Here is a 12,385-nt window from a genome sequence, read left to right as displayed (position 1 = left end):
AACCACGGATAGGAGGTTAGTAGATACCCTGATCGATACGTAGGGATGCAGATGATGTTTCTCAGGATGTAGGCAATCGTTGCGGCCGGACCCTAAAGCTTCGCGAAACAAAGCCGATATCGTGGCAATGGACATGAAAATTCCGGCAGAGAACCGTCCATACGCGTACCACATGACCACTTCGGAGGAGAGCGTGTGCTGTTTCGCCTAAAGCGAACTCGCGCGCGAGACGCTATGTTCAAACGCTTAACGATACAGAATGGACTCACGCTCACGATTGCGGGCTACACGCTCGCGTTGATCGCCACGATGCTCGTCGCCGTGCTGGGTCTCAAGCAGAGCAACGATGCGCTCAAGCAGACCTATGCGACCGATACGGTAGCGATCACCCATCTAAAGACGAGTTCCGAGCTGATGCTGCAAGTGCAGCTTGCGCTCGGCAACTATGAAACGCTGTTTTCGATGGGGCGCGCGAGCGACGATCTGCTGCCGAAGGCGCGCGCCGTGCTCAAGGCGAGCGATGACAACTGGGCGGCGTATCTGGCCAAGCCGCGCAACGCCGAAGAGTCGCGCGCCGCCGATGCGGTGCAGGCTGCCCGCGCGGCGCTCATCAAGCAGGCGCTTGAGCCGGAATTCCAGCAACTCTCGCAGAACGACTATTACAAATTCCACACGACCCGAGGTGAGGCCGACCCGCTCAACGCCCGCTATGCGCAGGCGATGAACGCGCTCGAAGCGTTGCAGGTGGATCATCAGCAGGCGCGCTTCGACGCGGCGCAGGCGCAGTTTCATCGGCTGATGGTCGCGGCGGCCATGATCGCGCTGGCAGCGCTCGGCATTGGCCTGTTTGCCCGTGCCGTGCTGGCGGCGGTGATCGGGCGGCCGCTCACCCGCATGCAGTCGATGATGAGCGAGATCGCGTCGAGTCAGGATTTCACGCGCCGTGTTCCGGTGGGGCGCATGGACGAGATTGGGCGCTCGATCGTCGCGTTCAACGAGATGATCGAGAAGATTCAGCAAAGCTCCGCGCTGCTCAAGCAGAAGACCGCCGACATCCAGGCGATGCTGCAAAACATCCAGCAGGGGATGCTGACCGTCGTCGACGGCGCGCTCGTGCACGCCGAGTACTCGGCCTATCTCGAGGCGATCTTCGAGACGCAGGACATCGCCGGGCGCCCGGTCATGGAACTTGTGTTCGACCACACCGATCTGAACGCCGACGTGCGCTCGCAGGTCGACGCCGCGATTCATGCCTGCATCGGCGAGGATGCGATCAACTTCACGTTCAACCAGCACCTGCTCGTGAACGAGGTCGCGAAAACGATGGCCGACGGCCGCGTGAAGACGCTCGACCTGAGTTGGTCGGCGATCACCGACGAAAACGACACGGTCATGCGCCTCATGCTCTGCGTGCGCGACGTGACGGAGCTCCGGCAGCTTGCCGCAGAGGCCGGCGAGCAGAAGCGTCGGCTCGAGATGATCGGCGAGATTCTCGCGGTCAACGAGGAGAAGTTCCATCATTTCGTCGACAGCGCGACGGGCTTCGTCAACGAGAACGAGCGGATTATCCGCCAGCACGCGCAGCCCGATAGCGCGGCGCTCGCCGAGCTGTTCCGCAACGTGCACACGATCAAGGGCAACGCGCGAACCTACAGCCTGCAGCATCTGACGAGCATCGTGCACGAGACCGAACGGCGCTACGACGCGCTGCGCCGCAACGATGTCAGCGAAGAGTGGAATCAGGAGGTGTTGATCGCGGACCTCGAGCGCGTGAAGGAAGCGATCGAGCGTTACAGAACGATCAACGATGTGAGTCTGGGCCGCAAGGACGCAGGGCGCCGCAGCAGCGCCGAGCACTATCTGATGGTTGACCGGGGGCATATCCAGGAGAGCCTGCGCATCCTGGAAGCAGCAGACCCGGTCGACGTTCGCAGCCTGCTGACGATGCGCGATTCGGTGCGGCGGACCTTGCGCATCCTCGGCACCGAAACGATCGAGGAGGCGCTGTCGGGCGTGCTCGAATCGCTGCCGTCGCTTGCACGGGAGCTCGGCAAAGAGCCGCCCATGATGCGCATCGACGACGACGGCTATCGCGTGAACCGGCAGGTGAGCGGCACGCTGAAGAACGTCTTCATGCACCTGATGCGCAACTCGGTCGATCACGGCATCGAGACCGGAGTTGCGCGCGTCGCGCAGGGCAAGGCGGCGGCCGGCACCATCAATATCGAAGCTGGCCTCGACAGGGGGGCGCTGCAAATTAAATTGAGCGACGACGGCCGCGGACTCGCGCTCGGGCGGATTCGGAGCATCGCGAGCGCGCGCGGCTGGCTCGACGCCGACGCACAGCTGAGCGACGAGTTGGTCGCCGACTTCATCTTTCACCCGGGTTTCTCGACCGCTGAGAGGGTCACGGAAGTGTCCGGGCGCGGCGTCGGCATGGACGCCGTGCGGGATTTCCTGAAGCGCGAGAACGGCAGCATCGAGCTGCGCTTCACGGACGACCGGCGCGGTGCGGACTACCGTCTGTTCCAGATCGTGGTGTCCCTGCCGGAGCGGTGCGCGGCGCACAGTAGGGGTGTGCCGGAGGAGAAAGAAGAGAAGCCGTTGCAGGTCGACGCGCTGTCCGATTGAGCGACTTGGAGAAGGGTAGTGGTCGAACGATATGGAATCTTGATTGTCGCATTGGCGCTCGGCCTGCTGGCCGCGCTTGCGGCTGTGTGGCGCGAGCGGCGCCGCGGCGCACAGGCGCTCGCGCAGCAGCGCGCGGAAGCCAAGGCGCACCACGACGCCGCGCTCGCGCAAGCCGACGCTCAGCATCAGGAGCGGGCCGAGCAGGAAAAGCGCGAGTTCGAGTCGCTCGTCGCGGGCCTGCGCGACGACTTGGCCCAGCGCTCGGCGAGCGAGGACGAAGCACGCACGGCGCGCGCCGCCGTCCTTGAGTTCAAGGAGGAATGGGGGCGGCAGGCGGCGTCCATCGCCGCCGAGGCGGCTCGCCTCAAGGCGCTTGCCGTGACCTTCGAGCGCTGGCACGAGCAGATGATCTCGCTGATGGAGCAGAACCAGGAGATGCACAGCAAGAATCAGGAGCTGTCGTCGATCGTCGCGCACGTGCTGATCGTGTCGCTGAACGCGTCCATCGAGGCGGCGCGCGCAGGCGCCGCCGGACGCGGCTTCTCGGTCGTCGCGAGCGAGGTGCGCACGCTCGCGTCGCGCTCGCAGGAGCTTTCGAAGAGCTATCGGGACAGCCTGCATCGCAACGACCTGGTCACGACCGCGACCTTCCAGGACATTCAGGCGGGCGGCAAGATGATCATCGCGTCGCTCGGCGGCGTCGCGATGCTCGCGAACCAGCTTCAATCCAGGCTCGAACAGGCGGCGACGTGATTAGCGAGCAAGCGAAAGACAGCATCGAGCGGATCTTCCGCCAGGCCGCGCGCCTGCGCCTGACGGTCAATGCCGGCGATTCGTGCGACATCACGCACGGGGAGCCGCACGATGGCGCGGCAGACGGCGAGCTCATCGTGCTGACGATTTCATCGATCTCTTTCAGGCTGTTGCTGGTCCTGCATTTCGACAACGACGACGCTACGCGCGCTTACTACCTCGGCGCTGGGGAGGCGACGCTCGAGGAACGGTTGCTCGAAATCTGCAACCTGTGCTGTGGCGCGATGAACCACCAGCTCGTCGAGTACTTCCCGGACCTCGGGATGTCGACGCCGTACGTGCTGAGCAGCCACTGCGTGTCGTATCTGGGTCAGTTGAAGCCCGATTTCCTCGCCTCGTATCGCGTGACGGTCAACGGCGCCGTGCAGCTCGGCGCGACGGTGTGCGTCTGCGCTGACGCGCCGCTCGATTTCATAGCGACCGTCGCCGAGGTCGCCGACGTCGCCGAGAGCGTCGGCGAGCTCGAACTCTTTTGAAATTGGCCGGAAGGCAAGGACGCGGCGACGTCGACGCGCTCGTCGAGGGTGGCGAGCTGGATTTGTTTTGGCAGATTGTCTGTCAACAATTTAAGAGGAAAACATCATGGCGAAGATTCTGGTGGTGGACGATTCGAGCACCGTGCGCGACGAAGTGGCGGGCTTCCTGAGAAAAAACGGCCTCGACGTGGACACTGCGGTCGACGGCAAGGACGGCCTCGCGAAGCTGCGGACGAGCCCGGGGACGAGGCTCGTCATCACCGACGTGAACATGCCGAACATGGACGGGCTGACGATGGTCGAGAAGATCCGCGGCGAGCTCGCGAACCAGACCGTCAACGTGATCATGCTGACGACGGAAAGCAGCCCGGCGATGAAGGAGCGTGGCAAGGCGGCGGGCGTGAAGGGTTGGATCGTCAAGCCGTTCAAGGGTGAAGTGGTGCTCGAGACGTTCCGTAAGCTGGCGGGCTGAGGGCGCGGTCAGCGACGACATTGGACCATTGAAGTAACGTCGTCTCGACAGCGAATCCGTCCGAAGGTCTCACCGCGTTGAATCGATTCTCATCGATAATCTCCTTTAAGCGGCGAACCTGTCGGTGTGCAAGTGGATGTCCGGTCCGTTGCTCCGATTCCTTTTCGAGCATGAGGGAGGTGAAATGGCTACGTATGCGATTGATGGCGTACGCATTAACCCTGCAAGCGACCGCATCACGCACGTGCGCTGGGGGCTCATCGATCCGAAGACACACGACTGGACGTCCCCACCCGAAATTGTCGAGGTGACCGAAGTGGTCAATGCGATTCATCGGGGAGATGTGGTCTGGTCCCTTTTTACCCTCGGTGGCAGGCGATTTCTGGGGCCGAAGATCAAGACGGTTGTTCACACCAGCGGCGTCGATGGGATCGACACGGACGTTCCTGGTGGCCATGTCGAAAAGTGCATTGACGACCTGCCGGCCGTTTGACCGATTTCATCGGCCACTCATGGCGCCGCGCCGTCGCTCTGTTTTTTATGCTGCGACACCATTCGCTCCTGCTGCGCGGGGGGCGCCGGATCATAGTGGCTGAGCTGGATGCTGTAATTACCGTGCCCGCCAGCAATGGCGTTCAGACGCGACTGATAGTCGTTGAGTTCGGACAATGGCACCTGCCCCGCGACGACCACGGCGTTGCCGGCGGCCGTGCGTGTACCGTGAACCTGCCCGCGCCTCGCGGACAGGTCGCCGATGATGTCACCCATCGCGGCTTCCGGCGTCATCACCTCGATGTCCACGATGGGTTCGAGCAGGACGGGCCGCGCTTTCAGCACCGCATCGATGAAGGCCTTGCGCCCGGCGGAGACGAATGCCACTTCCTTGGAGTCGACCGAATGGCTCTTGCCGTCGAAGACGGTGACTCGCACGTCCTGCATCGGGAAGCCGGCAAGCGGCCCGCTGTCGACGACCTGGAGGATGCCCTTTTCCACCGCGGGCATGAACTGGCCGGGAATGGCGCCGCCCTTGACCGCGTCGACGAACTCGAAACCCATGCCTCGCGGTAGTGGTTCCACGCGCAGCATCACTTCGCCGAACTGCCCGGCGCCGCCGGTTTGCTTCTTGTGTCGATGATGCCCCTCGGCCTTGGCGCCGATGGTTTCCCGGTAGGCGATCTTCGGTGGCCGCGTCACGACCTCGAGCTTGTACTGCTCGGACAATCGCTCCAACATGATGCGCAGGTGCAACTCGCCGAGGCCCCGCACCACCGTCTCGTTGGTGCCGACCGGGTGTTCGATGCGCAGGCACGGGTCTTCCGCACTCAGCTTTTGCAGGATCTCCCACAGGCGCTGTTCGTTGCCCGGGCGCGCCGGCTCGATCGCCAAACCATAGATGGGCGTGGGGAAGTCAAGCGGGGTCAGGTGGATATCGCCGTCCTCGGGGGCGTCATGCAGCACGGCATCGAAGCCGATCTCGTCAACCTTTGCCGTGGCGCAGATATCGCCTGGGCCGGCCTGCGGGACATCCACGTGTTCCTTGCCCTGCAGCATCATCAGATGGGCGACCCTGAACGGCTGGCGTCCGTCACCGATATAGAGCTGGCTATCGCGTCTGATCGTGCCCTGATGGATGCGAAACACAGCCATCTTGCCGATGTAAGGGTCCATCACGATCTTGAAGGCGTGGGCCAACACATGCTTGTCGGGAACCGGTTCGGCGGGCACGACTTCCTGGTGGTCGCCGGCATTGCGGTAGAAGAGGGGCGGGTTGCCTTCCGTGGGATTGGGCAGAAGCCGGACGAACACGTCGAGCAATTCCGCGATGCCGACGCCGTTGGCCGCAGACGTGAAGCAGATCGGCACCAGATGACCTTCGCGCAGCGCCCGCTCGAAGGGTTCGTGCAACTGCTCCGGGCTGATGCCTTCGCCTTGCTCCAGGTAAAGCTCCATCAGGGCAGGATCGATCTCGACCACCTGATCGACCAGCGCATCGTGTGCCGCCGCGACAGACCGAAAATCGGCGTCGCCGGAAGGGTTGAAAAAGCAATCCACCACCTGGCGGCCGCTCTGAGCCGGCAGGTTGATAGGCAGGCATTGCATGCCGAAGGTCTCCTGAATTTGCGTCAGAAGCCCCGGAAGGTCGACCTTTTCGCCATCGATACCGTTCACGATGATCATTCTGCAGAGCTTGCGATCTTCCGCCCACGCCATCATGCGCCGGGTGGTCATTTCGATGCCGGTCTGCGCGTTGATGACAATAGCGGCGGTTTCGACCGCGGGCAGGGCACTGATCGACAGCCCGGAAAAGTCCGGATAGCCGGGCGTATCCAGCAGAAAAATGCGCGTCTCCCGGTAGTGCAGGTGGACGACGGCGGAGTTCAGCGAGTGATGATATTTGCGCTCGAGCGGGTCGAAATCACAGACCGTGGTACCGCGCTCAACGCTGCCGGGTGCACGGAGCGCGCCGCTCTGGTGCAGCAGTGCTTCGACGAGCGTTGTCTTTCCGCACCCGGCATGTCCAACCAGGGCGACGGTTCGTATTGAATCGGGGCTGTATCGCATGGTCGCCCTCGTCCAGTGGTGGATCTGGGGCCATTATTGGCGAAAACGGACCCGTGTGCCATACGGGGTAATCGTCGCGTTCGTCGTCACGCCCGCACAGTGATAGCGCTGTCGCCAGCATGTTTTTCACACGCGTACGAAATCGAACTATCCTTAAGGAGTCTTGCACAACAATCTCCCGTCTCTTTCCCGAGGAGGTGCGTCATGTCAATGTCTGCCACTCTCCAGGACTGCCTGAGCAGCAAGGGCTCCCGGTACGAAATCGTGCGTCATCCACACAGCCATTCCAGCGTCGAAACCGCGGCGGCTGCGCATATTCCCGGCGATCGTCTCGCCAAGACAGTGCTTTTCGAAGACGAATACGGCTATGTGGCGGCTGTGCTGCCATCGACCTACGCCGTGCGGCTGTCCGAGCTTTGGGCGAAGACCGGGCGCCGCCTATTGCTGGCCAAAGAGGTCGATCTGCGGGAACTGTTCAAGGATTGCGACCTGGGAGCGCTGCCGCCGGTGTGCACTGCCTATGGCATGCGAACCTATCTTGACGAGAGCCTCGCCCAACAGCCGGACGTATATTTCGAGGCCGGCGATCATGAAGAGCTGATTCACATGGGCACAGATCAATTCCTGGATCTGATGGAGCAAGCCGAGCGGGCACGCTTCGCCCGTCGCATGCACGGTGTGCCAAGTTGAGCGGCGCCCGCCCGATGTAAAAGGTTTGCGCAGTGCCGCATAAAGGGCGCTGCGCCACCCAACCTTTGCGCGAGGCAGATCATGCAACACAGCGATATGGTTCTGAAGAAGGTGATGGCAGCCTTCGAACGCGAATCACACCTGAAGCTCCACAATCATCCCATTCATATGAGTTTCGACGGCGGTGCCCTGACCGTCGCAGGCGAGACGCCGGATATCGCATCCAAGAAACACCTTCTTCAGTTGACCCAGGTACACAGCGAGGGAAGGCCTGTGGTCGACCAGCTGCGTGTCACTGCCAACCCGCCGGTTGCGGATGGCGAGTTGCGCACGCGTATCTGCGAACGGCTGGCGCAGGCGGTGGATTTTCGCAACTGCGTGATCTGCGCCCGCGTCAAGGGGCAGCTCGAAGTGCTGCGCGGCACCATGGACCAGGCGGGCAACGACGGCAGCGGTGTTGTCGAGGTGACGGTGGAGGAAGGTGTGGTGACCTTGACGGGGCAAGTGATCAGCCTGTCTCACCGGCACCTTGCGAGTGTGACTGCATGGTGGGTCGGCGGCTGCCGCGACGTGGTGAACCTGCTGGAGTTGGTGCCCGCCGAAGCGGACGGCGACGATGAAATCTCAGAGGTCATGCACCTGGTCCTCGAAACCGATCAGCGTGTGCGCGCTGAGCAGATCACCATCGATGTGGAAGATCGCAGGATTACGCTAGCAGGCTGGGTGGCGACCGAAGCCGAAAGACGGCACGCGGAACAGGACGCCTGGTGTCTGGATGCTACCGGCGGTGTCGTCAATCATATCCAGGTGCGCGCCTGATCTGTCCCGCTTGGCGCAGGGCTTTTCGTTCGTGTCTGCGTCAAGGCCTGCGGTGTAAGCATTCGCGCATGGGGTGCGTGTCCAGATAAAAAGAAGCCGCAGGACTTGCCTACGGCTACAAACACACTAAACGCGGGGATATGTCCGCGTTACTCAAACTTTACAGCGCAGATATGACGGCAACAAGGCAAATTTACATAACTTGCATCACTTTGCCACATCCGCAACATAGGCCGTTTCCCTGTGGAGAAAATTCACGCGCGCTGTAATAAATATTTCTTAATCTCGGAGTATGTATTATCGCCCGAATAAAATGCCAGCCTATAAATGCACGCTTCAAATATGAATTCACCCAATGAAGTCGATGCAAAGTTATTCAACAGACGAAACGGTTGGACACATATAAAAAACATCCGGCATATTGCATTTGAAAATTTGCCGGTTATGATGGCGTCTCCGTGATTCGATTTCTCGAACGATCGCTTTGTGAAGACGGCAGTAACAGTTGCCGGGCATTCAAACTGGAGAGGGTAATTGATACCCCCGCATAGAGAGACTAAACGAGGTGACGATATGCTGAGTCCCCATGAATTCGCGACCTTAATGCTCATCAAAAACGCGCCGGATCAGATAGAACTGGACCGCGCCGAGCTCGACGCCTTGCTCGAGCGGCAACTCATATCGCTGGAAAATCGCGCGTCAGGACGCTCATGTCCTCGGATCACAAGCGACGGGGATTTCATTCTCAACGCGATTGCCCGGATGCACCAGGTCTGACCAACTATGCTGCGGCGAAGGCCGGCATACATGGTTTCGCAAAATCGCTGGTGCTTGAGGTGGAGGAGAAAGGCGTGACCGTCAACACGATCTCGCCCGGCGCGTCTTGCAAAAGACGCGGCTACGAATTTTTTCTGTCACCCAAGACAATTTTGTGGATATTGGCCGGATACACCCAGTCGCGAGCTTGGCGCTCGATGAGATCCATAAATGCTGGGGGACCACTGCAGTAGATCTGAGTGTTCGCATGTGCTGGGCTCAGCGCGTGAGAAGTCTGCTGCTCTAATAGGTCAGTATCCAGGCCAAAGTGGTGATAGACCCTACCTTCGCTTTTGAGCGCGTCAAGTTCCTCCCGAAAGACTGCACGTTCAGGTGATCGAGCGAAGTTGTGCAGCTCGAATATTTGACCTGCCGAAGCAAGCCGATTCGCGATTCCCGCGATCGATGCAGCGCCAACGCCTCCAGAAAAAAGTATCGACCGTGTGCGACCGTCCAAAAAAACTTCAGGACTCCGTGGCATTGCGATAAACGCCTCGTCTCCTTGACTCAACGAAATGTCAGCTGTTTCTGTGTCCGAGTCGCCAGCAGCTTGTCTGACAGCGATGACATATGCACGCGGCCGAGACGTAGAACAGCACAGGGGATATGTTCTTTCCTTGTAGATGGCGTTGTCGAGAACAACTGTGACGCAAGCTCCATGGTCAAACGACGGAAGCTCCGATCGGGACTCGGTTTGAAGTTCAACGGCATGGTAACTCTCGGCAAGTTGCCATTTCCGCGTAATGATGACTGAGAGCAGGTTGTCGTGCATGTCTCCTCCAATAGGACCTTCGTTTTCCGAAATCGGGCATTTCTCGATGTATGGATTGCGCGAGACGGCCGGTCCAGGAAACTGCTGGGAGGACCGCTGAATGTCAGATTCAGGTTAGGGCGGAAGAGGGCCACCAGCAAGGCGTTCAACGCGAATACCACGTATATAACTCTGCTGATAGAGGGTGGCCGTTGGCTCGGTGCCGAGCGCGTTCGACCTATGCATGCCAGGAATGAACGTTATGCCGCAGGGCTGCCTTCTGCGGCATTGGCGCCACGCATACCATGCTCATCATCAATTCACCCAGTGGAGCAGATAATGAGCACCTTCAACTCGTACACCATCGAAACAGCCCCGGCCGCCTCAAAACCGGCCTTGGAAGACGCAAAAAAGACTTTCGGCTTCGTGCCGAACCTGCAGTCCCACATGGCCGAATCTCCGGAACTGCTGGCGGGCTACTCGGCACTGTGGGATCTCTTTTCGAAAAGCACGCTGACGCCACACGAACAGCAGGTCGTCTATCTGACCTCGAACTTCGAGAACAACTGCCATTACTGCATGGCCGGTCATTCTGCTCTGGCGAAGATGATCAAGATGGACGCCGGCGTCATCGCGGCGCTGCGCGAAGGCAAGCCTTTGCCTGACGCGAAGCTCGAAGCGCTGCACCGTTTCGCGACGATCGTCGTTCGCGAACGCGGGTTCGCTTCGGACGCCGATGTCGACGCGTTCCTCGCTGCCGGATATACGCGGCAAAACGTGCTCGAAGTTATCCTGGGCGTAGCAACAAAGGTCATGAGCAACTACACGAACCACATCGTTCATACCCAATACGATCCGTTCATGAAGGGCAACGAATGGACGAAGCCGGTCGACGCGGGCGTAACGGTCTGATCTGCATGAACTTTTGAGGATGACATCATGAGCAAGCTTTTCAGCCATACGAAAGTCGGACATTTTCAACTGCAACACCGCGTTGTGCTCGCGCCGCTCACGAGAATGCGCACCGAGCCGGACAACGTCCCGGGTGATCTCATGGTCGAGTACTACACGCAACGTGCGACGGACGGCGGGCTGCTTATTACCGACGCAACGGCTGTATCCCAGCTCGGCATTGCCTACGTCGGCGCACCCGGAATTTATACTGAGGAACACGTCAAAGGGTGGAAGCGGGTAATCAACGCCGTCCATGCCAAGGGTGCTCGTATATTCCTGCAAATGTGGCATGCGGGACGTCAGGCTCATCCAGCCAATACCGACGGCGTTACGCCCGTTGCGCCGTCCGAATTGCGTTCGCTCGAGCACGCCGCCATTCGCGACGAGAACGGCCAGATTACCGAGGCAGAACTGCCCGTTCCCCGCGCGCTCGAAACGCACGAGATTCCGGCCATTGTCGAGCAATTCCGTCGCGGTGCAGTGCTTGCGAAGCAGGCTGGATTTGACGGCGTTGAGCTTCACGCCGCCAATGGTTACCTGTTTGAACAATTTCTGCTCGATGGTACGAACCACCGCGATGACGTGTACGGCGGTTCGATCGAGAATCGCTCCCGCTTCCTCTTCGATACGCTCGATGCGGTCGTCTCCGTGTGGGGCCCGGGCCGCGTGGCCGTGCGTCTTTCGCCGAGCGGTACATACGGCACGATGTCCGATAGCAACCCGCATGCAACGTTCGGTTACGTGGCAGAGCGACTGAATCAGTATGAACTCGCCTACCTTCATGTGATTGAGCCTCGCATTCGGGGCATCGTGGAGAAGGAGACGAGCGATGCCGACGTTTCCTCGAAGGACATTCGCCGGATCTACAAAGGCACGATCATCGCCGCGGGTGGCTTCACGCGTGAGAATGCCGAGCAGATTATTGTCGATGGCCATGCGGATCTTGTTGCCTTCGGCCGGATGTTTATCGCCAATCCCGATCTGCCGGAACGGCTGCGTAATGGTGCGCCGCTCAATCGGTACGATCGCGAAACTTTTTACGGTGGTGACGACCGTGGCTATACAGACTACAAATCGCTGTCTGAAGATGTCGCGGCCTGATTGAATTCGTACAGACGCTAGCCGCGCGACGGGGGTGTTGTTGACTCCGTCGCCCTTCTGCGTATTGAGGAAACGTTGGCCGGCGCGCTGTGAGGAGCGATGCCTCGTCGGAATATGGCTTGGGCAACCGGTGACTGCGGCAAGACCGGCGTCTTATTCGTGACCGAGTAAACTAGGTAGTCGTCGATCGTTGGCAATCACAAAGTGACAACTTTGCTGATTTTCGTACGATGCCTGGGCTTCATTCAACGTTGGAAATGCAACATCCGGGTGTCAGGCCAGGCGGCCAGCGGGACAGAG

General features: G+C 60.2%; 12 protein-coding genes and 1 pseudogene. 11 read left to right on the top strand and 2 right to left on the bottom strand.

Annotated features, from left to right (window positions below; all coding sequences use genetic code 11):
• Positions 1-234: 234 nt before the first annotated feature.
• The 5 genes from P3T40_RS00525 (at position 235) to P3T40_RS00505 (ending at position 4,885) form a co-directional block, all read left to right on the top strand.
• The gene (locus P3T40_RS00525) at positions 235-2,631 is read left to right on the top strand and encodes a Tar ligand binding domain-containing protein (protein ID WP_429265726.1); all 2,397 of its coding nucleotides are present in this window, start codon (positions 235-237) and stop codon (positions 2,629-2,631) included.
• Between the two features lie 18 nt (positions 2,632-2,649).
• Complete coding sequence (locus P3T40_RS00520) at positions 2,650-3,384, top strand: methyl-accepting chemotaxis protein (protein WP_429265725.1); 735 nt, start codon at positions 2,650-2,652, stop codon at positions 3,382-3,384.
• Positions 3,381-3,920, top strand: a complete 540-nt coding sequence (locus tag P3T40_RS00515) for a hypothetical protein (RefSeq protein ID WP_429265724.1) — start codon at positions 3,381-3,383, stop codon at positions 3,918-3,920. Before P3T40_RS00520 ends, P3T40_RS00515 begins: the two co-directional genes overlap by 4 nt.
• Before the next feature lie 106 nt (positions 3,921-4,026).
• Positions 4,027-4,392, top strand: a complete 366-nt coding sequence (locus P3T40_RS00510) for a response regulator (RefSeq protein ID WP_429265723.1) — start codon at positions 4,027-4,029, stop codon at positions 4,390-4,392.
• 184 nt (positions 4,393-4,576) lie between these two features.
• Positions 4,577-4,885 (top strand): hypothetical protein, encoded by a 309-nt coding sequence (locus P3T40_RS00505; protein ID WP_429265722.1) that lies wholly within the window; start codon positions 4,577-4,579, stop codon positions 4,883-4,885.
• Between the two features lie 17 nt (positions 4,886-4,902).
• Here P3T40_RS00505 and fusA read toward each other — a convergent pair whose 3' ends face one another.
• Positions 4,903-6,954 carry an elongation factor G gene (gene fusA, locus P3T40_RS00500; RefSeq protein ID WP_429265721.1) on the bottom strand — a complete coding sequence of 684 codons (2,052 nt, stop codon included), beginning with the start codon at positions 6,952-6,954 and terminating at the stop codon, positions 4,903-4,905.
• A 204-nt stretch (positions 6,955-7,158) separates the two neighbouring features.
• On the opposite strand from fusA, the gene P3T40_RS00495 reads away from it, so the two are divergent.
• The 4 genes and pseudogenes from P3T40_RS00495 to P3T40_RS00480 all read left to right on the top strand — a co-directional run.
• Positions 7,159-7,644, top strand: coding sequence for an aminoacyl-tRNA deacylase (locus P3T40_RS00495; protein ID WP_429265720.1), 486 nt, complete (start codon positions 7,159-7,161; stop codon positions 7,642-7,644).
• An 81-nt stretch (positions 7,645-7,725) separates the two neighbouring features.
• Positions 7,726-8,463, top strand: a complete 738-nt coding sequence (locus tag P3T40_RS00490) for a BON domain-containing protein (RefSeq protein ID WP_429265719.1) — start codon at positions 7,726-7,728, stop codon at positions 8,461-8,463.
• A 573-nt stretch (positions 8,464-9,036) separates the two neighbouring features.
• Positions 9,037-9,240 carry a hypothetical protein gene (locus tag P3T40_RS00485; protein WP_429265718.1) on the top strand — a complete coding sequence of 68 codons (204 nt, stop codon included), beginning with the start codon at positions 9,037-9,039 and terminating at the stop codon, positions 9,238-9,240.
• Positions 9,234-9,341 (top strand): annotated as a pseudogene (locus P3T40_RS00480) (SDR family NAD(P)-dependent oxidoreductase); the annotation flags it as partial. The gene P3T40_RS00485 and the pseudogene P3T40_RS00480, both read left to right, overlap by 7 nt.
• 20 nt (positions 9,342-9,361) lie before the next feature.
• On the opposite strand, the gene P3T40_RS00475 reads toward P3T40_RS00480, so the two are convergent.
• Positions 9,362-10,051: an oxidoreductase gene (locus tag P3T40_RS00475; protein WP_429265717.1), complete on the bottom strand. Its 690-nt coding sequence runs from the start codon at positions 10,049-10,051 to the stop codon at positions 9,362-9,364.
• Positions 10,052-10,369: 318 nt separating this feature from the next.
• On the opposite strand from P3T40_RS00475, the gene P3T40_RS00470 reads away from it, so the two are divergent.
• Together P3T40_RS00470 and P3T40_RS00465 are read left to right on the top strand one after the other, a co-directional pair.
• The gene (locus P3T40_RS00470; RefSeq protein WP_429265716.1) at positions 10,370-10,942 is read left to right on the top strand and encodes a carboxymuconolactone decarboxylase family protein; all 573 of its coding nucleotides are present in this window, start codon (positions 10,370-10,372) and stop codon (positions 10,940-10,942) included.
• Between the two features lie 27 nt (positions 10,943-10,969).
• On the top strand, positions 10,970-12,085 hold the full coding sequence (locus P3T40_RS00465; RefSeq protein ID WP_429265715.1) for an alkene reductase: 1,116 nt from the start codon (positions 10,970-10,972) through the stop codon (positions 12,083-12,085).
• The last annotated feature ends 300 nt before the right edge of the window (positions 12,086-12,385 follow it).

The organism is Paraburkholderia sp. EB58 (assembly GCF_050436665.1).
Taxonomy (GTDB): Bacteria; Pseudomonadota; Gammaproteobacteria; order Burkholderiales; family Burkholderiaceae; genus Paraburkholderia.
The sequence above is the reverse complement of the archived record's forward strand: the minus strand, read 5'-3'. Positions and strand labels throughout refer to the sequence as shown.

What these genes read in the sequence shown, in the direction of transcription:
- fusA (WP_429265721.1), bottom strand. Translation starts at nt 6,954, where the DNA reads ATGCGATACAGCCCCGATTCAATACGAACCGTCGCCCTGGTTGGACAT.
- P3T40_RS00525 (WP_429265726.1), top strand. Translation starts at nt 235, where the DNA reads ATGTTCAAACGCTTAACGATACAGAATGGACTCACGCTCACGATTGCG.
- P3T40_RS00510 (WP_429265723.1), top strand. Translation starts at nt 4,027, where the DNA reads ATGGCGAAGATTCTGGTGGTGGACGATTCGAGCACCGTGCGCGACGAA.
- P3T40_RS00490 (WP_429265719.1), top strand. Translation starts at nt 7,726, where the DNA reads ATGCAACACAGCGATATGGTTCTGAAGAAGGTGATGGCAGCCTTCGAA.
- P3T40_RS00465 (WP_429265715.1), top strand. Translation starts at nt 10,970, where the DNA reads ATGAGCAAGCTTTTCAGCCATACGAAAGTCGGACATTTTCAACTGCAA.
- P3T40_RS00470 (WP_429265716.1), top strand. Translation starts at nt 10,370, where the DNA reads ATGAGCACCTTCAACTCGTACACCATCGAAACAGCCCCGGCCGCCTCA.
- P3T40_RS00475 (WP_429265717.1), bottom strand. Translation starts at nt 10,051, where the DNA reads ATGCACGACAACCTGCTCTCAGTCATCATTACGCGGAAATGGCAACTT.
- P3T40_RS00485 (WP_429265718.1), top strand. Translation starts at nt 9,037, where the DNA reads ATGCTGAGTCCCCATGAATTCGCGACCTTAATGCTCATCAAAAACGCG.
- P3T40_RS00505 (WP_429265722.1), top strand. Translation starts at nt 4,577, where the DNA reads ATGGCTACGTATGCGATTGATGGCGTACGCATTAACCCTGCAAGCGAC.
- P3T40_RS00495 (WP_429265720.1), top strand. Translation starts at nt 7,159, where the DNA reads ATGTCAATGTCTGCCACTCTCCAGGACTGCCTGAGCAGCAAGGGCTCC.